The organism is Burkholderia sp. LAS2 (genome assembly GCF_018417615.1).
GTDB lineage: Bacteria > Pseudomonadota > Gammaproteobacteria > Burkholderiales > Burkholderiaceae > Burkholderia > Burkholderia sola.
This window is the reverse complement of record NZ_CP071052.1, coordinates 1,268,572-1,283,967: the sequence shown is the minus strand read 5'-3', so window position 1 is coordinate 1,283,967 and position 15,396 is coordinate 1,268,572. Positions and strand designations below refer to the sequence as shown.

Sequence of the window (15,396 nt, the reverse complement as noted above, 5' to 3'; positions counted from 1 at the left end):
GCTTACGCGCCGCGCCGCGACAGTTCCTGTTCGAGCGCCGCGACGCCGGCCGGCAGGTCGACCGGCACCTTCAGGTCGACCATCGTGCGGCCGAACGCATGCAGCGTGCGGAACAGGTTGTGTTCGCGGCACTGCTCGCCCATCTGCCCGATCCGCACGATCGGCAAGCCGAACGAGCCGGAGATCTCGACCTGGTACTGCTTCGAGATATGGCCGCAGACCATCCCGGGCGTGAGCCCCTCGGGCGTCTCGATCCCGACCACCGAATTGAGCCGGCAGTCCTTCGGCGCATAGAGCTTGAGCCCCATCGATTCGACGCCCGCCTGCAGCGCCAGCGAGCAGCGCAGGTGGCGCGCGAAGCGGCTTTCGAGCGTCTCCGCGCAGACGAGCCGCAGCGCCTCGTGCAGCGCGAGCACGCCCGACACGGGCGCCGTGTAGTGATAGCCGGCGTTGTGCCAGAAGTTCTCCGCGAGCGCCATGTCGAGGCACCAGTGCGCGTTCGGCTCGGGGCGATGCTTCATGCGGTCCCACGCGGCATCGGAGAACGCGATCAGCGACACGCCGGGGATCGACGACAGCCCCTTCTGGCCGCCGGTGATCACCGCGTCGATGCCCCACGCATCCATCTCGAGCGGCATCGTCGACAGCGTGCACACCGCGTCGACGACCACCAGCGCGCCGGCCGCCTTCGCGAGCGCGGCGATGTCGCGCAGGTCGCGGTTCCAGACGGTGTTCGACGTCTCGCCCTGCACGATCGTGACGATTTCGGGCTGCTCGCGGGCGATCGCGTCGGCGATCTCGTCGAGGCTCGCGACCGCGCGGTCGGCCACTTCGAGCGTCGCGACGTCGGCGCCGACGCGCGTGGCCATCTCGGCCATCCGCGCGCTGAAGAAGCCGTTGCGGATCGACAGCACGCGCGTGCCGCGCCAGGCGAGGTTCGAGATCGCCATTTCCATCGCGGCCGAGCCCGGGCCCGCGACGCCGAGCACCCACTTCGTGCGGGTCTGGAACACGTAGCGCGCCATCTCCTTCACCTGCTCGATGATCTTCGCCATCGTCGCGCCGAGGTGGTTGATCACGATCGTGTTCGCCTTGGCCACCGCGGCCGGGATCGGCACCGGGCCGGCTCCCATCATCAGCAGCGGTTCTTCGGGCAGGATCGCGTCGAGCGGCACGACGACGGGACAGGGAATCGGCGAATAATCGATGGACATGGCTGGAAAAGGATGAGGAAAGGAAGTGCCCGGACGCCCGTAGCACGGCGCGGCCAACTCATCGATCATTCCGTGTTCCGCCGCCTCGCGCAAGAGGCGCGCACGTCCGGACAGCGCGACGGTGGCCCGGTCGCCGGACCGGGCCAGCCGGCCGCACACCGCGCCCGCGATGGCTGGCCGGATTGAAAAGGGATTGCCTGCCGGCCGCGAAACGGTTCCACTCGGGGTTCCGAACGCACGATTTTCTCCGCCAATATCGAGATGATTCGTCGAAAACGGCAGTTCAGCCTCATTCGCGGATGGAACGAAATTTACCGACCACCTGATACAAATCGCGGAACGAATGCGATACACAAAATCCGAACGTGGAAAAAACATCCACTATTGCAGCATGTATTGGGGAACGACGCCGAAAGCGCTGCGCCACGGGCTGCCAAAATTTCTCCCAACATACTGATTAAAAAAGATATTTTTCAAGAAACCGCGCATACTCCAATACCATGCCGGTTTTGCCGCCCCGCGCTTGCTGCATTGCAGCGTTAAACGGGTACTCGCGATTTCGATTTTACGCAAGCCGCCCGTTTTCTCAGGTTGACGGATATCTGTTCTTTATTGAACAATCATCTGCGGAATCGAAAATTCTATTTTCGAGACGAGGGAGAGCTGGGGCCGCGCGATGCGCTTTCGACGTTGCGCGGCGATAAATCACAACCAAAATCAATCAACCGGGCCAGAAATACGCAAGCCATGAACCAGATTCAGACCATGCGTGTATTCGTCTGCGTCGCCGAGCAGCAAAGCTTCCGGCGCGCGGCGCACCATCTCGGCGTGTCCAATGCGCTCGTCACGCGTTCGATCGCGATGCTCGAGGGCCACCTGAACACACGGCTGATCCATCGCACCACGCGCAACCTGTCGCTTACCGAGGCCGGCGTGCGCTACCTCGACGGTTGCCGTGCGTTGCTCGAGGAATTCGACCACCTCGAATCGTCCGTCGCGCATGCCGTGCGCGAACCGGCCGGCACGCTGCGCGTCGTCGCGTCGGGGCTGCTGTCGCCGCTCGCGCTGACGCCGCTCGTCAGCAGCTTCCGGCACCGCTACCCGGAGCTGCGCGTGCAGCTGACCGTCGCCGAAGGGCCGCTCGACGTGCTCGATTCGGGCTACGACGTCGGCATCGTCACGGGCACCCGGCTCGACGGCAACCCGTCGCTGATCGGCCATGCGCTCGCGCCGAACCCGTTCGTCGCGTGCGCGGCGCCCGCGTATCTCGACCGCCGCGGCGAGCCGCGCGTGCCCGACGACCTGCCGGGCCACGACTGGGTCACGCTCGCGGCGCACCAGCACGCGCCGACGTGGCAACTCGTCGGTCACGACGGCGTCGCCCATACGGTCACGGTGCGCCCGGCCTGCACGGTCAATCAGCTCGCGCTCGTGCAGGCGGCGGCCGTGGCCGGCGCCGGCATCGCGGTGCTGCCCGAGCCGTGCGTGGCCGACGCGCTCAACCACGGCACGCTCGTGCGGCTGATGGCCGGCTACCGGATCGACGATCCCGACGCGCAGTTGTCGCTCGTCTATCCGAACCGCCAGTACGTGCCGGCCCGGACGCGCAGCTTCGTCGAGCACGCGCTCGAGCACTTCGGCGCGCCGGCCGCCCGCGGGCAGACGGACTACGACTTCCTGCGGCCGGTGCGCGGCCCCGAACGCTCCGACATCGTCACGGGCCTGCAGTAAACTGCGCGCGTCAGCCATCGGAGGTGCAGCGTGCGCGTGATCCTGTTCAGCAGCCGGCAGTACGACGACGATTCGTTCACCGCCGCCAACCGGCAGTTCGGCTATCGGCTGCACTTCCAGCCGTCGCACCTCGACGCGGAAACGGCGATCCTCGCGCACGGCTATGACGTCGTCTGCCCGTTCGTCAACGACACCGTCGACGCGGCCGTGCTCGAACGGCTCGCCGACGGCGGCACGCGGCTGATCGCGCTGCGCTCGGCGGGCTTCAACCACGTCGACCTCGCCGCCGCCGAACGGCTCGGCATCACGGTCGTGCGCGTGCCCGCGTATTCGCCGCACGCGGTGGCCGAGCACGCGGTCGCGCTGATCCTCGCGCTCAACCGCCGCCTGCCGCGCGCGGTCGCGCGCACGCGCGAAGGCGATTTCTCGCTGAACGGCCTGCTCGGCTTCGACCTCCACGGCAAGACCGTCGGCGTGATCGGCACCGGCATCATCGGCAGCGTGTTCGCGAAGATCATGATGGGCTTCGGGATGCACGTGCTCGCGCACTCGGTGCCGCCGTACGACGACGAGCTGATCGCGTTCGGCGCGCGCTACGTCGAACTCGACGAGCTGCTGCATCACGCCGACATCGTCAGCCTGCATTGCCCGCTGCTGCCGTCGACGCACCACCTGATCAACGAACGCACGCTCGCGCGGATGAAGCACGGCGCGATGCTGATCAACACGGGGCGCGGCGGCCTCGTCGATGCGCAGGCGCTGATCGACGCGCTCAAGAGCGGCCAGCTCGGCCATCTCGGGCTGGACGTGTACGAGGAGGAAAGCGGGCTGTTCTTCGAGGATCACTCGGACCTGCCGCTGCAGGACGACGTGCTCGCGCGCCTGCTGACGTTCCCGAACGTGATCGTCACGTCGCACCAGGCGTTCTTCACGCGCGAGGCGCTGGCCGAGATCGCGCACACGACGCTGCTGAACATCGAGGCGTGGCATGCGCGGACGCCGCAGAACGTCGTAATTGCAAATCGCTGAAAAACCGCCCATTTGAGGGCTTGCGGCGCATTCGCAATCGTTTGCTTACGCCTCGCGCCGCGAAGCGCACTCACCTTCGTCAACAATTCAGCGCATTGTTTCGGTTGAAGTAACGTTTCGAGCGCGCGGTCTGCTATCGTTGCGCCGACGTCCTTCCCTGCCTTGTCCGCTCATGCGTTTCGACGACTCCGACCTCGCCGCTGTCTACCGCGCCATCTTCGAACGGCGCGACATGCGTCACTTCACGCCGGCGCCCGTCGATCCGGCCGTACTCGCGCGGCTGCTGCGTGCGGCGCACCACGCGCCGAGCGTGGGCTTCATGCAGCCGTGGCGCTTCATCCGCATCACCGATCCCGCCTTGCGCACCGCCATTCATGCGCTGGTCGACGCCGAGCGCCGCGCGACCGCCGACGCACTCGGCGAGCGCCAGGACGAATTCATGCGGCTGAAGGTCGAAGGTGTGCGCGAATGCGGCGAGTTGCTGGTCGTCGCGCTCGCCGACGGCCGCGAACGCCACGTGTTCGGCCGCCGCACGCTGCCGGAGATGGATCTGGCCTCCGCCGCGTGCGCGATCCAGAACATGTGGCTCGCGGCGCGCGCCGAAGGGCTCGGGATGGGCTGGGTGTCGTTGTTCGACGTCGATGCGCTGCGCACGCTGCTGCGGATGCCCGACGGCGCGAAGCCGATCGCCGTGCTCTGCGTCGGGCACGTCGACGCGTTCTACGCGAAGCCGATGCTCGAAGAAGAACGCTGGGCCGCGCGGATGCCGATCGAAGCATGCCTGTTCGAGAACGGCTGGGACGAGCCGGCGGCGATCGACGGGGCCGGATCGGCGGCGGCGCCAGTCGAGACTGAAAAGAAAAAACCATCGGATGCGATGGCCGACGGGTCGCCCGAACGCATCGCCTGATCCACATTCGGCCGCAGCCGTCGCCTCGCTGCTGAATCGCCGTCGATCCCACACTGTGAGCACCCTGCGCGCCGCCCCGTCGCACGCCGGCAACACCCATTTTGGCCCCAAGCATCAGGGTTTTCACTGAAGTAGAATCGCGGCTGACTCTCGCCTCATCGACCGCCCGTCCCGCGCATCCCGCGCCCGGCTCGAGCGGCATCCTTTCCCGAGCCTACCGCGATGCCCCTGCCTCTTTTCGCCCTTGCCGTCGCCGCATTTGGAATCGGTACCACCGAATTCGTGATCATGGGGCTGCTGCCCAATGTCGCGCGCGACCTCGGCGTGTCGATCCCGGCCGCCGGGATGCTCGTGTCGGGCTACGCGCTCGGCGTGACGATCGGCGCGCCGATCCTCGCGATCGTCACCGCGAAGATGCCGCGCAAGCGTGCGCTGATGGGGCTGATCGGACTGTTCATCGCCGGCAACCTGTTCTGCGCGATCGCGCCCGGCTACGCGGTGCTGATGGCCGCGCGCGTCGTCACCGCGTTTTGCCACGGGGCGTTCTTCGGCATCGGTTCGGTGGTCGCGAGCAACCTCGTCGCGCCGAACCGCCGCGCGCAGGCGATCGCGCTGATGTTCACCGGCCTCACGCTCGCGAACGTGCTCGGCGTGCCGCTCGGCACCGCGCTCGGCCAGGCGTTCGGCTGGCGCGCGACGTTCTGGGCCGTCACCGGCATCGGCATCGCCGCGGCCGCCGTGCTCGCGGTGTGCCTGCCGAAAAACCTCGCGATGCCCGACACCAGCATCACGCGCGAATTCAGCGTGCTGAAGCACCCGCAGGTGCTGATGGTGCTCGGCATCAGCGTGCTCGCGTCCGCGAGCCTGTTCAGCGTGTTCACGTACATCGCGCCGATCCTCGAGGACGTGACCGGCTTCTCGCCGCATCAGGTCACCTACGTGCTGCTGCTGTTCGGACTCGGCCTGACGGTCGGCGGCACGCTCGGCGGCAAGCTCGCCGACTGGCGCCGGATGCCGTCGCTGATCGCGACGCTCGCGCTGATCGGCATCGTCCTCGCGCTGTTCGCCGGCACGATGCATCTGCCGTTCGCCGCGCTCGCGACGGTTTTCGTGTGGGGCATCCTCGCGTTCGCGATCGTGCCGCCGCTGCAGATCATGATCGTCGATCGCGCGAGCGACGCGCCGAACCTCGCGTCGACGCTGAACCAGGGCGCGTTCAACCTCGGCAACGCGACCGGCGCATGGCTCGGCGGGATGGCGATCGGCTCCGGCGTGTCGCTCGTGAGCCTGCCGTGGGTCGGCGTCGCGATGGCCGTCGCGGCGCTCGCGCTCACGCTGTGGTCGGCGTCGCTCGAACGCCGGCCGGTGGTCGTGCCGACCGAATACGTGTGACGCAACCCTGCTGAGATCGTTGCGGACACAACGCCATCCGAACCTGACGGCCTTCATGGACCTTTCACCGGTCGCGGTGTAGCATCGCGGCCGATGAAAGCCATTCTCAATCGCGATTTCCTCGCGCTGATCCTGAGCGTCGCGGTCGTCGGCCTCGGCACCGGCGCCACACTGCCGCTCACCGCACTTGCACTGACCGAAGCCGGGCACGGCACCCACGTCGTCGGCATGCTGACCGCCGCGCAGGCCCTCGGCGGCCTCGCGGTCGTCCCGTTCGTCACCGCGCTCGCGCGGCACATCGGTGCGCGCCGCGCGATCGTCGTGTCGGTCGTGCTGCTCGCGGCCGCCACCGCGCTGATGCAGTTCACGTCGAACCTGATCCTGTGGGGCGTGCTGCGCGTGCTGTGCGGCGCCGCGCTGATGCTGCTGTTCACGATCGGCGAAGCGTGGGTCAACCAGCTCGCCGAGGATTCGACGCGCGGCCGCGTGGTCGCGATCTACGCGACCAATTTCACGCTGTTCCAGATGGCCGGCCCCGTGCTCGTCAGCCAGATCGCCGGCGCGACGAGCCTCCGCTTCGCGCTGTGCGGCGCGCTGTTCCTGCTTGCGCTGCCGACGCTCGCGACGATCCGCCGTGCGCCGCTCGCCGGCGACGACGCGCATCACGAAGCGCACGGCCGCTGGCTCGACGTGCTGCCGCGCATGCCCGCGCTGATCATCGGCACCGGCTTCTTCGCGCTGTTCGACACGCTCGCGCTGTCGCTGCTGCCGCTCTATGCGATGGATCACGGCGTCGCGAGCGCGACCGCCGTGCTGCTCGCGTCGATCATGCTGTTCGGCGATACCGCGATGCAGTTCCCGATTGGCTGGCTCGCGGACAAGCTCGGCCGCGAACGCGTGCACCTCGGCGCGGGCTGGATCGTGCTGGCCGGCCTGCCGCTACTGCCGTTCGTGATCGCGAATCCGTGGCTGTGCTGGCCGCTGCTGTTCGTGCTCGGCGCGGCGGCCGGCAGCATCTACACGCTGTCGCTCGTCGCGTGCGGCGAGCGTTTCCGCGGGGCGGCGCTCGTCACCGCGAGCTCGCTCGTGTCGGCGTCGTGGAGCGCCGCGAGCTTCGGCGGCCCGCTGGTGGCCGGCGCGTTGATGGAGCAACTGGGCAGCAACGCGCTGGTCGGCGTGCTGGTCGCGTGCGTGGCCGCGTTCGTTGCGGCCGCGTTGTGGGAGGGACGCGCAGCGGTGCAGCGCGCGGTCTGATGCAAATTGGCGTTGGCGTTGGCGCGCAGCACCATGCACCGATACGCCTCGGCCCGCTCGTGCCCGTCCCGCGGTCAACGAAAAACGGCCCGCGCAACGCGGGCCGCCCTGTCCTTCCGGACGACGCGTAGCCTACACGTAACGTCCGGCGCTGCGATCCGTCACGCGCCGCGCGCCGGCAAAATCCTGCCTACACACGCGCCGAAGCCGACGCGATAGCCGTCGCCCTGGCACCAGCCGGCGAGCGTAAGCTCATCGCCGTCCTCGATGAACGTGCGGCTGCCGCCGCCGTTCAGCGCGACCGGCTCCTTGCCGTTCCACGTCAGTTCGAGCAGGCTGCCGAACGAATCCTTGGTCGGCCCGCTGATCGTGCCCGAACCCATCAGGTCACCCACGCGCGTGTTGCAGCCGGCGACCGTGTGATGCGCAAGCTGCTGCGCCATCGTCCAGTACATGTGCCTGAAGTTCGTGCGGCAGATCGACGTCGCGTCGGCCGCGCCCTCCGCCCGCAGCGTCACTTCCAGCGCGATATCGAACGCATGCTTGCCCGCATGCCGCAAATACGCGAGCGGCTGCGGCGACTGCTCCGGCTGCGCGACGCGGAACGGTTCGAGCGCGTCGAGCGTGACGATCCACGGCGAGATCGTCGTCGCGAACCCCTTCGAGTTGAACGGGCCGAGCGGCACGTATTCCCACTGCTGAATGTCGCGCGCGCTCCAGTCGTTCAGCAGCACCATCCCGAAGATATGCGCTTCCGCGTCCTCGCACGCGATCGGCTCGCCGAGCGCGTTGTTCTTGCCGACGATGAAGCCCGTTTCCAGTTCGATGTCGAGCTTGCGGCACGCGCCGAACACCGGACGCTCCTGGTCGGGCAGCTTCAGTTGCCCGTTCGGGCGCCGCACCGGCGTGCCGCTCACGACCACCGACGACGCGCGGCCGTTGTAGCCGATCGGCATCTCCGACCAGTTCGGCAGCAGCGCGTTCTTCGGATCGCGGAACATCGAGCCGACGTTGGTCGCATGCTCCTTCGACGAATAGAAATCGGTGTAGCCGGGGATGTCGACCGGCAGATGCAGCGCCGCGTCGCGCTGCGCGACGAGCACCTGCGCGCGCAGCGCCGCATCGTCACGCAGCGTCGCGTTGTCGCGCGAGAACAGCGCCGACAGCTGCACGCGCACGCTGCGCCACGCGTCGCGGCCGAGCGCGATGAACGCGTTGAGCGTCGGCGCGGCAAATACATCGGCGCCGGCCGGCAGCGTCACGAGGCCCGCACGCGCGAGCGCCGCGAGATCGACGATCTGGTCGCCGAGCGCGACGCCCGCACGGCGCGCGCCCTGCTTCGCATCGCTGAAGATCCCGAACGGCAGGTTCTGGATCGGGAAATCGCAGGCGGGATCGTTCGCGGTATCGATCCAGCTCTTGCGAGCCGGGTCGAGCGTCGCGCGCCAGTCTTGGGTATCGCTCACTTTTGCTCCGGATTGAAGTGTTTCTTGATGCCTTGCCAGCATTCGAAGTAGTCGGCCTGCAGCTGCGCGGTGTCGAGCGCGTAGCGCGTCGGCCGGATCAGCGTGCGGGTTTCGAACATGAACGCCATCGTCGCGTCGACCTTGTGCGGCTTCGTCGTGTCGCTCGCCGACGCCTTCTCGAACGTGTCCGCATCGGGCCCGTGGCCCGACATGCAGTTGTGCAGGCTCGCGCCGCCCGGCACGAAGCCCTCGGCCTTCGCGTCGTACGCGCCGTGCACGAGCCCCATGAACTCGCTCGCGACGTTGCGGTGGAACCAGGGCGGGCGGAACGTATCCTCGGCCGCGAGCCAGCGCGGCGGGAAGATCACGAAATCGATCGTGTCGACGCCCGGCGTGTCGCTCTGTGACTGCAGCACGAGGAAGATCGACGGATCGGGATGGTCGAAGCTGATCGAGCCGATCGTGTTGAACAGGCGCAGGTCGTATTTATACGGCGCGTAGTTGCCGTGCCACGCGACGACGTCGAGCGGCGAATGGCCGATGTCCGCGCGCCACAACCGGCCGTTCAGCTTCGCGATCAACTCGAACGCGCCTTCGCGATCCTCGTACGCGGCCTGCGGCGTCAGGAAGTCGCGCGGGTTCGCGAGCCCGTTCGAGCCGATCGGGCCGAGATCCGGGAGGCGCAGCAGCGCGCCGAAGTTTTCGCAGATGTAGCCGCGCGCGTCGCCATCCGGCAGCGCGACGGCAAAACGCACGCCGCGCGGAATCACCGCGATCTCGAACGGCTCGACGTCGAGCCGGCCGAACTCGGTCGCGATGAAGAGCCGCCCCTGCTGCGGCACGATCAGCAGCTCGCCGTCCGCGCTGTAGAAGAAGCGGTCCTGCATCGACCGGTTGGCCGCATACAGGTGGATCGCGCAGCCGTTCATCGCCGCGGCCGACCCGTTGCCGGCCATCGTCACGAGGCCATCGACGAAATCGGTCGGCTCGACCGGCATCGGCAGCGGATCCCAGCGCAGCTGGTTTGGCGGCGTCGGCGGCACGTCGGTCGAATCGCCGAATTCCGACACGAGCCGCTGCGTGCCCGCGTACGGCTCGAACGGTCGGTGCACGGCGGCCGGACGGACCCGGTACAGCCACGAACGGCGGTTGTGGCCGCGCGGCGCGGTGAACGCGGTGCCCGACAGTTGCTCCGCGTACAGCCCGTACGGCGCGCGCTGCGGCGAGTTGCGGCCGTGCGGCAGCGCGCCGGGCAGCGCCTCGGTCGCGAATTCGTTCGCGAAACCGCTCAGGTAGCCGGCGGTCGCCGGTTTCGACAGGTCAAGCGTCATCGTTTTCCTTTCTCCATCAATTCATCGCGGCGTTCGGCGCCAGCGCGCCGTTGCGCCGCGTCACACCGGCCAGGCCCAGCACGAACAGCGCCGAGCACAGCACCGGCACCGCGGCCGCGTGGAACAGCGCGCCGTTGGACCAGTTGAGCGCAATCAGTTGTCCGCCGACGAGCGGCCCGAGCACCGAGCCGATCCGGCCGATGCCGAGGCTCCAGCCGATGCCCGTCGAGCGCAGCGACGTCGGGTAATACTGGCCCGCGAGCGCGTTCACGGCCGGCTGTCCGCCGACCACGCAGAAGCCGCCCGCGAACACGACCACCAGCAGCCACGGCAACGCATGCGCGACCGAGCCGATCAGTCCCACCGACACGGCCGCGCACGCGAAGCAGGCGAACAGCACGCGCACGAAGCCGTAACGTTCGATGAACCAGCCGAGCGACAGCGTGCCGATCACGCCGCCCGTCTGCAGCACCGTGCCGACGATCACCGCCGTGCCCGGCGAATAGCCGGCTTCGCGCATCACGGTCGGCAGCCAGTTCGACAGGAAGTACAGGTCGATCAGGTTCATGAAGCTGATCGACCACAGCAGCAGCGTGACCGGCAGGCGGCCATGGCGGAACAGCTCGGCCACCGGCGCACCGCTCGCTGCACGTTCACGCACGACGAGCCGCGTATTCGCATCGATGCCGGCTTGCGGCGCGAACCGTGCGAGCCAGTCGCGCGCCTGCGCGACGCGCCCTTTCAGCACCAGGAACTGCAGCGATTCGGGCAGCCGCGCGACCATCGCGATCGTCAGCACGAGCGGCACCGCGCCGCCGACGAAAAACACCGAACGCCAGCCGAGCGCCGGAATCAGCGCCGCGCTGATGAAGCCGCCGATCGCCGCGCCGAGCGTGAAGCCGCACGACACGATCATCATCCGCTTCACGCGATGCGTGGCGGGGCTGAACTCGCCGACCAGCGCCATCGCGTTCGGCATGATGCAGCCGAGGCCGAGGCCCGTGACGAAGCGCAGCGCCATCAGCACGGGGATCGAGCTCGCGAACGGCGTCGCGAGCATCGTCACCGCGAAGAACAGCGTCGAGCCGATCAGCACCGGGCGCCGCCCGATCCGGTCGGCCAGCACCGACAGCCCGAGCGCGCCGAGCAGCATCCCGAACAGGCTCGCGCTGAACACGGGGCCGAGCGCCTGCTTCGGCACGCCCCATTCGGCGATCACGCTCGGCGCGACGTAGCCCATCGCCTGCGCATCGAAACCGTCGATCACGAGGCACAGCCCGCACAGCGCGAGCAGCATCGCGTGAAAGCCCGGGCGATGGGTCTCGTCGATCACGCGCTCGACTTCGAGCACGCGCGTATCGGCCGCCGCGCTCATTGCTCGACCTCGGCGGCCGGATGCACGGGCGGCGTCACGCCCTGGCGCGCGAGCGCCATCGCTTCGCGCAGCACGTCGGCGTCGCCGACCTGGTTCGCGAGCAGCAGGATCAGCTTCGCGTTGACGAGCTGGCTGTCGGCATCCGACAGGTCGCGATGCATGTCGATCAGCGCTTCGTAGAACGCGTCGGGGTCGGCCAGGCGCGGGCGGGTGTCGAGTGGGGGCATGACGGTGTCTCCGGTGTCTTTATCGTATTCAGCATGCGCAGGTCGCGCGCGCCAGTGCGTCGGCGATCGCCTGACGGTCGAGCGTGCGCGTGCGTGCGCACACGTGCTGGTCGGGACGCAGCAGGTAGAACGTGCCGGGCTGCGCGTCGTAGCGCCGCGCGGCGAGGCCGTCGACGTCCTCCACGACGTCGATGCCGGCCACCGGCTGCGCGTGCCCGGCCGGCACGACGAGGACCGGCCGCACCGGCAGCGCGAGGCCGTCGACGGCCTGCGCGAGCGCGGCCGCGTCGCCCGGCAAGCCGAACAGCACGCCGGTAAAGCCACCGCACAGATGCTGCAGCAGCCAGCCCGGCGCACCCTGCACGCGCACCGGCGCATCGGCCGCCGCCGCGCCCGGCCGCATCGCGCCTGCAAACGTGTCGCCGTTGCGGTCCGGCGTGTTGAGCGGCGAATCGGCCAGCACGGCCGGCACCGACAGGCGCCCGCTGTTCACCAGCTTGCGCGCGAACTCGCAGTCGCGCGCAAGCTTCAGCGTCGCATCGCGGAACACGCGCGACACCGTGCTCTTCGGCGTGATGAAGTCGGTCGAGCGCGTCGAGTTGCGGATGTTCTCGTCGGCCGCGAACTCGCGCTCGCTTGCATAGGTGTCGAGCAGGCGATCGTGTGCACGGCCGTCGAGCACCAGCTTCAGCTTCCACGCGAGGTTGTCCGCATCCTGCACGCCGCTGTTCGCGCCGCGCGCGCCGAACGGCGACACGCCGTGCGCGGAATCGCCCGCGAACAGCACGCGGCCGTGGCGGAACGTGTCCATCCGCTGGCAGCGGAACGTGTAGACGCTCACCCACTCGAGCTCGAACTCGACATCCGGCCCGAGCAGCGCCCGCACGCGCGGAATCACGCGCTCCGGCTGCTTCTCGGCGACCGGATCGGCATCCCAGCCGAGCTGGAAGTCGATGCGCCACACGTTGTCCGGCTGGCGATGCAGCAGCACCGACTGGTTGCGGTGAAACGGCGGATCGAACCAGAACCATCGCTCGGTCGGAAACTCCGCCTTCATCTTCACGTCGGCGATCAGGAAGCGGTCCTTGAACGTGCGGCCGCGGCTTTCCAGGCCCATCATCGTGCGCATCGGGCTGCGCGAGCCGTCGGCCGCGATCACGTACTGCGCGCGCAGCGTCGCGACGCCGTCCGGCGTCTCGATCGTCAGCACCGCGTGTTCGGCCGACTGGTCGACGCCCGTCACCTTGTGCTTCCAGCGGATGTCGATGTTCGGCAGTTCGAACGCGCGATCGGCCAGATAGCCTTCGACGTAGTACTGCTGCAGGTTGATGAACGCCGGGCGCGCATGCCCTTCCTCGGGCAGCAGGTCGAACGCGTAAAGCTGCTCGTCCTGCAGGAACACCTTGCCGACGTGCCAGCTCACGCCCTTGTCGACGAAGCGCTCGCCGCAGCCGAGCCGGTCGAAGATCTCGAGCGTGCGCTTCGCGAAGCAGATCGCGCGCGAGCCGGTCGACAGCGTGTCGTCGTCGTCGAGCAGCACGACCGGCACGCCGTGCTGAGCGAGATCGATCGCGGCCGCGAGGCCCACCGGGCCCGCGCCGACGACGATCACCGGGTGGACGGCCGCGTCGTGCACGCGGGCGCGGTACTCGAATTTCAGCGTCTGGTAATCGATGCTCATGGTCGCCATCCGCGCGTCAACCGCGCCGTGCGCGCACCGCCGCGCCCGTCGTCCCGTCCGTCTGCCGCCGGCGCGTGCGCCCGCCTGTCCTGTCAACCGCCACGTCTCGCTCCTTGCTCCTGTTGATTCTTGAACGGCGCCGTTTCTCGGCGCCTGCCTGCCGCGTTTCTTGATCGGCGACAAATCCTGGATTTACGAATAGTAAAACCAATTACGAATAGTGAAATCAACGTAAACCCTGATCGCGCGCTCGGGAACGGGATAACCATATGAGTGAAACGGCAAGCCGAGCGCGGCGCGCACTGCTAATATCAAGTCAACGAGGCGGCCCTTTCGGCCGCCATTTTTCCTTTTCACGCCGATGATTCCGCCTACCATCCCCGAGCTGGTCACCCGTGCCGGGCAACTGCCGTATCTGCGGGAGCACCTCGCGCTTGCAGAAGGCGGGACCGCGTGCGCGAACCTGCCCGAGCGCACGCTCGCCAGCGCGTACGAGCCGATCTACGACGTGACGATGCCCGGCTCGCCGCAATCGACGTCGTTCGCCGACGCGATCGAGCGCTACGGCGACGAGCTCGGCTTTCAGGCCGTCACGCTCGTCACCGGCGCGCAGCACGATCCGGTCGACGCGGCCGTCGACGACCAGACGCTGGTCGCGATCGACCGCCTGTCGCGCGCGCTGCACGCGATCAATTTCTTCGGCGCGCAGCGCCACGGGCTGCTGTTCCTGCGCGTGCACGAGCGGCTGCTCAAGAGCGTGAAGTACGACCACGGCAAGCATTTCTCGTCGGTGCTGCAGCGCTTCGGGCTGCCGACCGAGCGGATCGTGATCGAGCTGCCGGCGGTCGCGGTCGCCCACAAGACGTTCCTCGGCTACCTGACGCGCAGCTACCAGCATCACGGTTTCAAGGTCGCGGACAAGCTGCCCGACCCCGGCCGCATCCTCGCGGTCGAATCGGATATGGCGCGCCCCGACTACATCAAGATGGATGCGGGAATCGCATTGCGCGACGGGATGGTCAAGGCGCTCGTCGCCTATGCGCAGCGCGTGCGGATTCCGCTGATCTTCGACGGCGTCATCGACGAGACGCAGTGCGAGCTGCTGCGCCAGCACGACGTGCGGTTCATGCAGGGGCCGGTGTTCGCGAAGGTCGTGACGGTCTGAGGGATCGGCGGGGAAGGCGCCCGGGAGCGGCACGCCGGATGGCGGACTCCGGTGTCGTGTTGCTCAGGGAACCGGGTTTCAGCACGTAACGTGGCGCGGCGGCCAGTTCCTTGTTCGTTCGTTCACGCAGAAAGGTCGAAGGCGCTTGTGCGCGCGCTCGACACCGATGTGCGGCCTATTCTCTACCACCGTCGTCGTACTTCGGTAGATCGTCGTCGATCCCGATGCCCGGGAAACGGTCGCCGTACCAGACGTGCCACGCCGGACGCAGCCGCGACGGCTCGTCGAGCGTCGCGTAATTGATCTCGACCGTCCGCGGCGCGTCGGCGCGCCGGTATTCGAGCTGCGCGCCGCAACGGCCGCAGAAGCGCCGCTCGCCCCATGCGCTCGACGCGTAGACGGCCGGTTCGCCCTGCAGGTATTCGAATGCGTCGATCGGCACCGATGCCGATGCGACGACCGCCGCGCCGGTCGTGCGCTGGCAGAGCCGGCAGTGGCAAAAGCCGGCATCGGTCGGAACGTCGGCGATACGGTAGCGGATCGCGCCGCACGCGCATCCGCCTTCCATCGGTTCGGGGTGCGCCATGGCAGGCCTCGTCGTCGGGAAGCAGGCGAACGATG

General features: G+C 68.2%; 13 protein-coding genes. 6 read left to right on the top strand and 7 right to left on the bottom strand.

All coding sequences use genetic code 11. The features are described from left to right. Positions 1-2: 2 nt before the first annotated feature. Positions 3-1,214 carry a pyridoxal-phosphate-dependent aminotransferase family protein gene (locus JYG37_RS05980; protein WP_050011717.1) on the bottom strand — a complete coding sequence of 404 codons (1,212 nt, stop codon included), beginning with the start codon at positions 1,212-1,214 and terminating at the stop codon, positions 3-5. A gap of 747 nt (positions 1,215-1,961) precedes the next feature. Here JYG37_RS05980 and JYG37_RS05975 point away from each other — a divergent pair. From JYG37_RS05975 to JYG37_RS05955, 5 genes are all read left to right on the top strand, one after another. Continuing rightward, a complete protein-coding gene (locus tag JYG37_RS05975) occupies positions 1,962-2,945 on the top strand; it encodes a LysR family transcriptional regulator (protein WP_050011718.1) in 984 nt (327 codons plus the stop codon). Between the two features lie 30 nt (positions 2,946-2,975). Further along, positions 2,976-3,974: a 2-hydroxyacid dehydrogenase gene (locus tag JYG37_RS05970; RefSeq protein ID WP_050011719.1), complete on the top strand. Its 999-nt coding sequence runs from the start codon at positions 2,976-2,978 to the stop codon at positions 3,972-3,974. 172 nt (positions 3,975-4,146) lie between these two features. Continuing rightward, entirely contained in the window at positions 4,147-4,884 is a 738-nt protein-coding gene (gene bluB / locus JYG37_RS05965; protein WP_124555684.1) for a 5,6-dimethylbenzimidazole synthase, read from the top strand. A 222-nt stretch (positions 4,885-5,106) separates the two neighbouring features. Beyond that, entirely contained in the window at positions 5,107-6,276 is a 1,170-nt protein-coding gene (locus JYG37_RS05960) for an MFS transporter (protein ID WP_050011721.1), read from the top strand. 93 nt (positions 6,277-6,369) lie between these two features. Further along, on the top strand, positions 6,370-7,530 hold the full coding sequence (locus JYG37_RS05955; RefSeq protein WP_050011722.1) for an MFS transporter: 1,161 nt from the start codon (positions 6,370-6,372) through the stop codon (positions 7,528-7,530). Between the two features lie 161 nt (positions 7,531-7,691). On the opposite strand, the gene fahA is transcribed toward JYG37_RS05955, so the two are convergent. Genes fahA through JYG37_RS05930 form a run of 5 tightly spaced genes read right to left on the bottom strand, consistent with a single transcriptional unit; the run spans position 7,692 to position 13,619 of the window. Next, positions 7,692-8,996 (bottom strand): fumarylacetoacetase, encoded by a 1,305-nt coding sequence (gene fahA, locus JYG37_RS05950; RefSeq protein ID WP_089488194.1) that lies wholly within the window; start codon positions 8,994-8,996, stop codon positions 7,692-7,694. Next, complete coding sequence (hmgA, locus tag JYG37_RS05945) at positions 8,993-10,327, bottom strand: homogentisate 1,2-dioxygenase (RefSeq protein WP_050011724.1); 1,335 nt, start codon at positions 10,325-10,327, stop codon at positions 8,993-8,995. Before hmgA ends, fahA begins: the two co-directional genes overlap by 4 nt. 16 nt (positions 10,328-10,343) lie before the next feature. Beyond that, a complete protein-coding gene (locus JYG37_RS05940; RefSeq protein WP_050011725.1) occupies positions 10,344-11,702 on the bottom strand; it encodes an MFS transporter in 1,359 nt (452 codons plus the stop codon). Continuing rightward, complete coding sequence (locus tag JYG37_RS05935) at positions 11,699-11,929, bottom strand: DUF2783 domain-containing protein (protein WP_050011726.1); 231 nt, start codon at positions 11,927-11,929, stop codon at positions 11,699-11,701. Before JYG37_RS05935 ends, JYG37_RS05940 begins: the two co-directional genes overlap by 4 nt. Positions 11,930-11,957: 28 nt before the next feature. Next, positions 11,958-13,619, bottom strand: a complete 1,662-nt coding sequence (locus JYG37_RS05930; protein ID WP_050011727.1) for an FAD-dependent oxidoreductase — start codon at positions 13,617-13,619, stop codon at positions 11,958-11,960. Between the two features lie 352 nt (positions 13,620-13,971). On the opposite strand from JYG37_RS05930, the gene JYG37_RS05925 reads away from it, so the two are divergent. Further along, positions 13,972-14,775 carry an EAL domain-containing protein gene (locus JYG37_RS05925; protein ID WP_050011728.1) on the top strand — a complete coding sequence of 268 codons (804 nt, stop codon included), beginning with the start codon at positions 13,972-13,974 and terminating at the stop codon, positions 14,773-14,775. A gap of 175 nt (positions 14,776-14,950) precedes the next feature. Here JYG37_RS05925 and JYG37_RS05920 read toward each other — a convergent pair whose 3' ends face one another. After that, complete coding sequence (locus JYG37_RS05920; protein WP_050011729.1) at positions 14,951-15,361, bottom strand: GFA family protein; 411 nt, start codon at positions 15,359-15,361, stop codon at positions 14,951-14,953. Positions 15,362-15,396: the final 35 nt, after the last annotated feature.

Excerpts from the sequence above, each read along its gene's own strand:
- JYG37_RS05920 (WP_050011729.1), bottom strand. The coding sequence starts at position 15,361 with ATGGCGCACCCCGAACCGATGGAAGGCGGATGCGCGTGCGGCGCGATC.
- JYG37_RS05940 (WP_050011725.1), bottom strand. The coding sequence starts at position 11,702 with ATGAGCGCGGCGGCCGATACGCGCGTGCTCGAAGTCGAGCGCGTGATC.
- JYG37_RS05925 (WP_050011728.1), top strand. The coding sequence starts at position 13,972 with ATGATTCCGCCTACCATCCCCGAGCTGGTCACCCGTGCCGGGCAACTG.
- JYG37_RS05975 (WP_050011718.1), top strand. The coding sequence starts at position 1,962 with ATGAACCAGATTCAGACCATGCGTGTATTCGTCTGCGTCGCCGAGCAG.
- hmgA (WP_050011724.1), bottom strand. The coding sequence starts at position 10,327 with ATGACGCTTGACCTGTCGAAACCGGCGACCGCCGGCTACCTGAGCGGT.
- JYG37_RS05930 (WP_050011727.1), bottom strand. The coding sequence starts at position 13,619 with ATGGCGACCATGAGCATCGATTACCAGACGCTGAAATTCGAGTACCGC.
- JYG37_RS05980 (WP_050011717.1), bottom strand. The coding sequence starts at position 1,214 with ATGTCCATCGATTATTCGCCGATTCCCTGTCCCGTCGTCGTGCCGCTC.
- JYG37_RS05955 (WP_050011722.1), top strand. The coding sequence starts at position 6,370 with ATGAAAGCCATTCTCAATCGCGATTTCCTCGCGCTGATCCTGAGCGTC.
- JYG37_RS05935 (WP_050011726.1), bottom strand. The coding sequence starts at position 11,929 with ATGCCCCCACTCGACACCCGCCCGCGCCTGGCCGACCCCGACGCGTTC.
- JYG37_RS05960 (WP_050011721.1), top strand. The coding sequence starts at position 5,107 with ATGCCCCTGCCTCTTTTCGCCCTTGCCGTCGCCGCATTTGGAATCGGT.
- bluB (WP_124555684.1), top strand. The coding sequence starts at position 4,147 with ATGCGTTTCGACGACTCCGACCTCGCCGCTGTCTACCGCGCCATCTTC.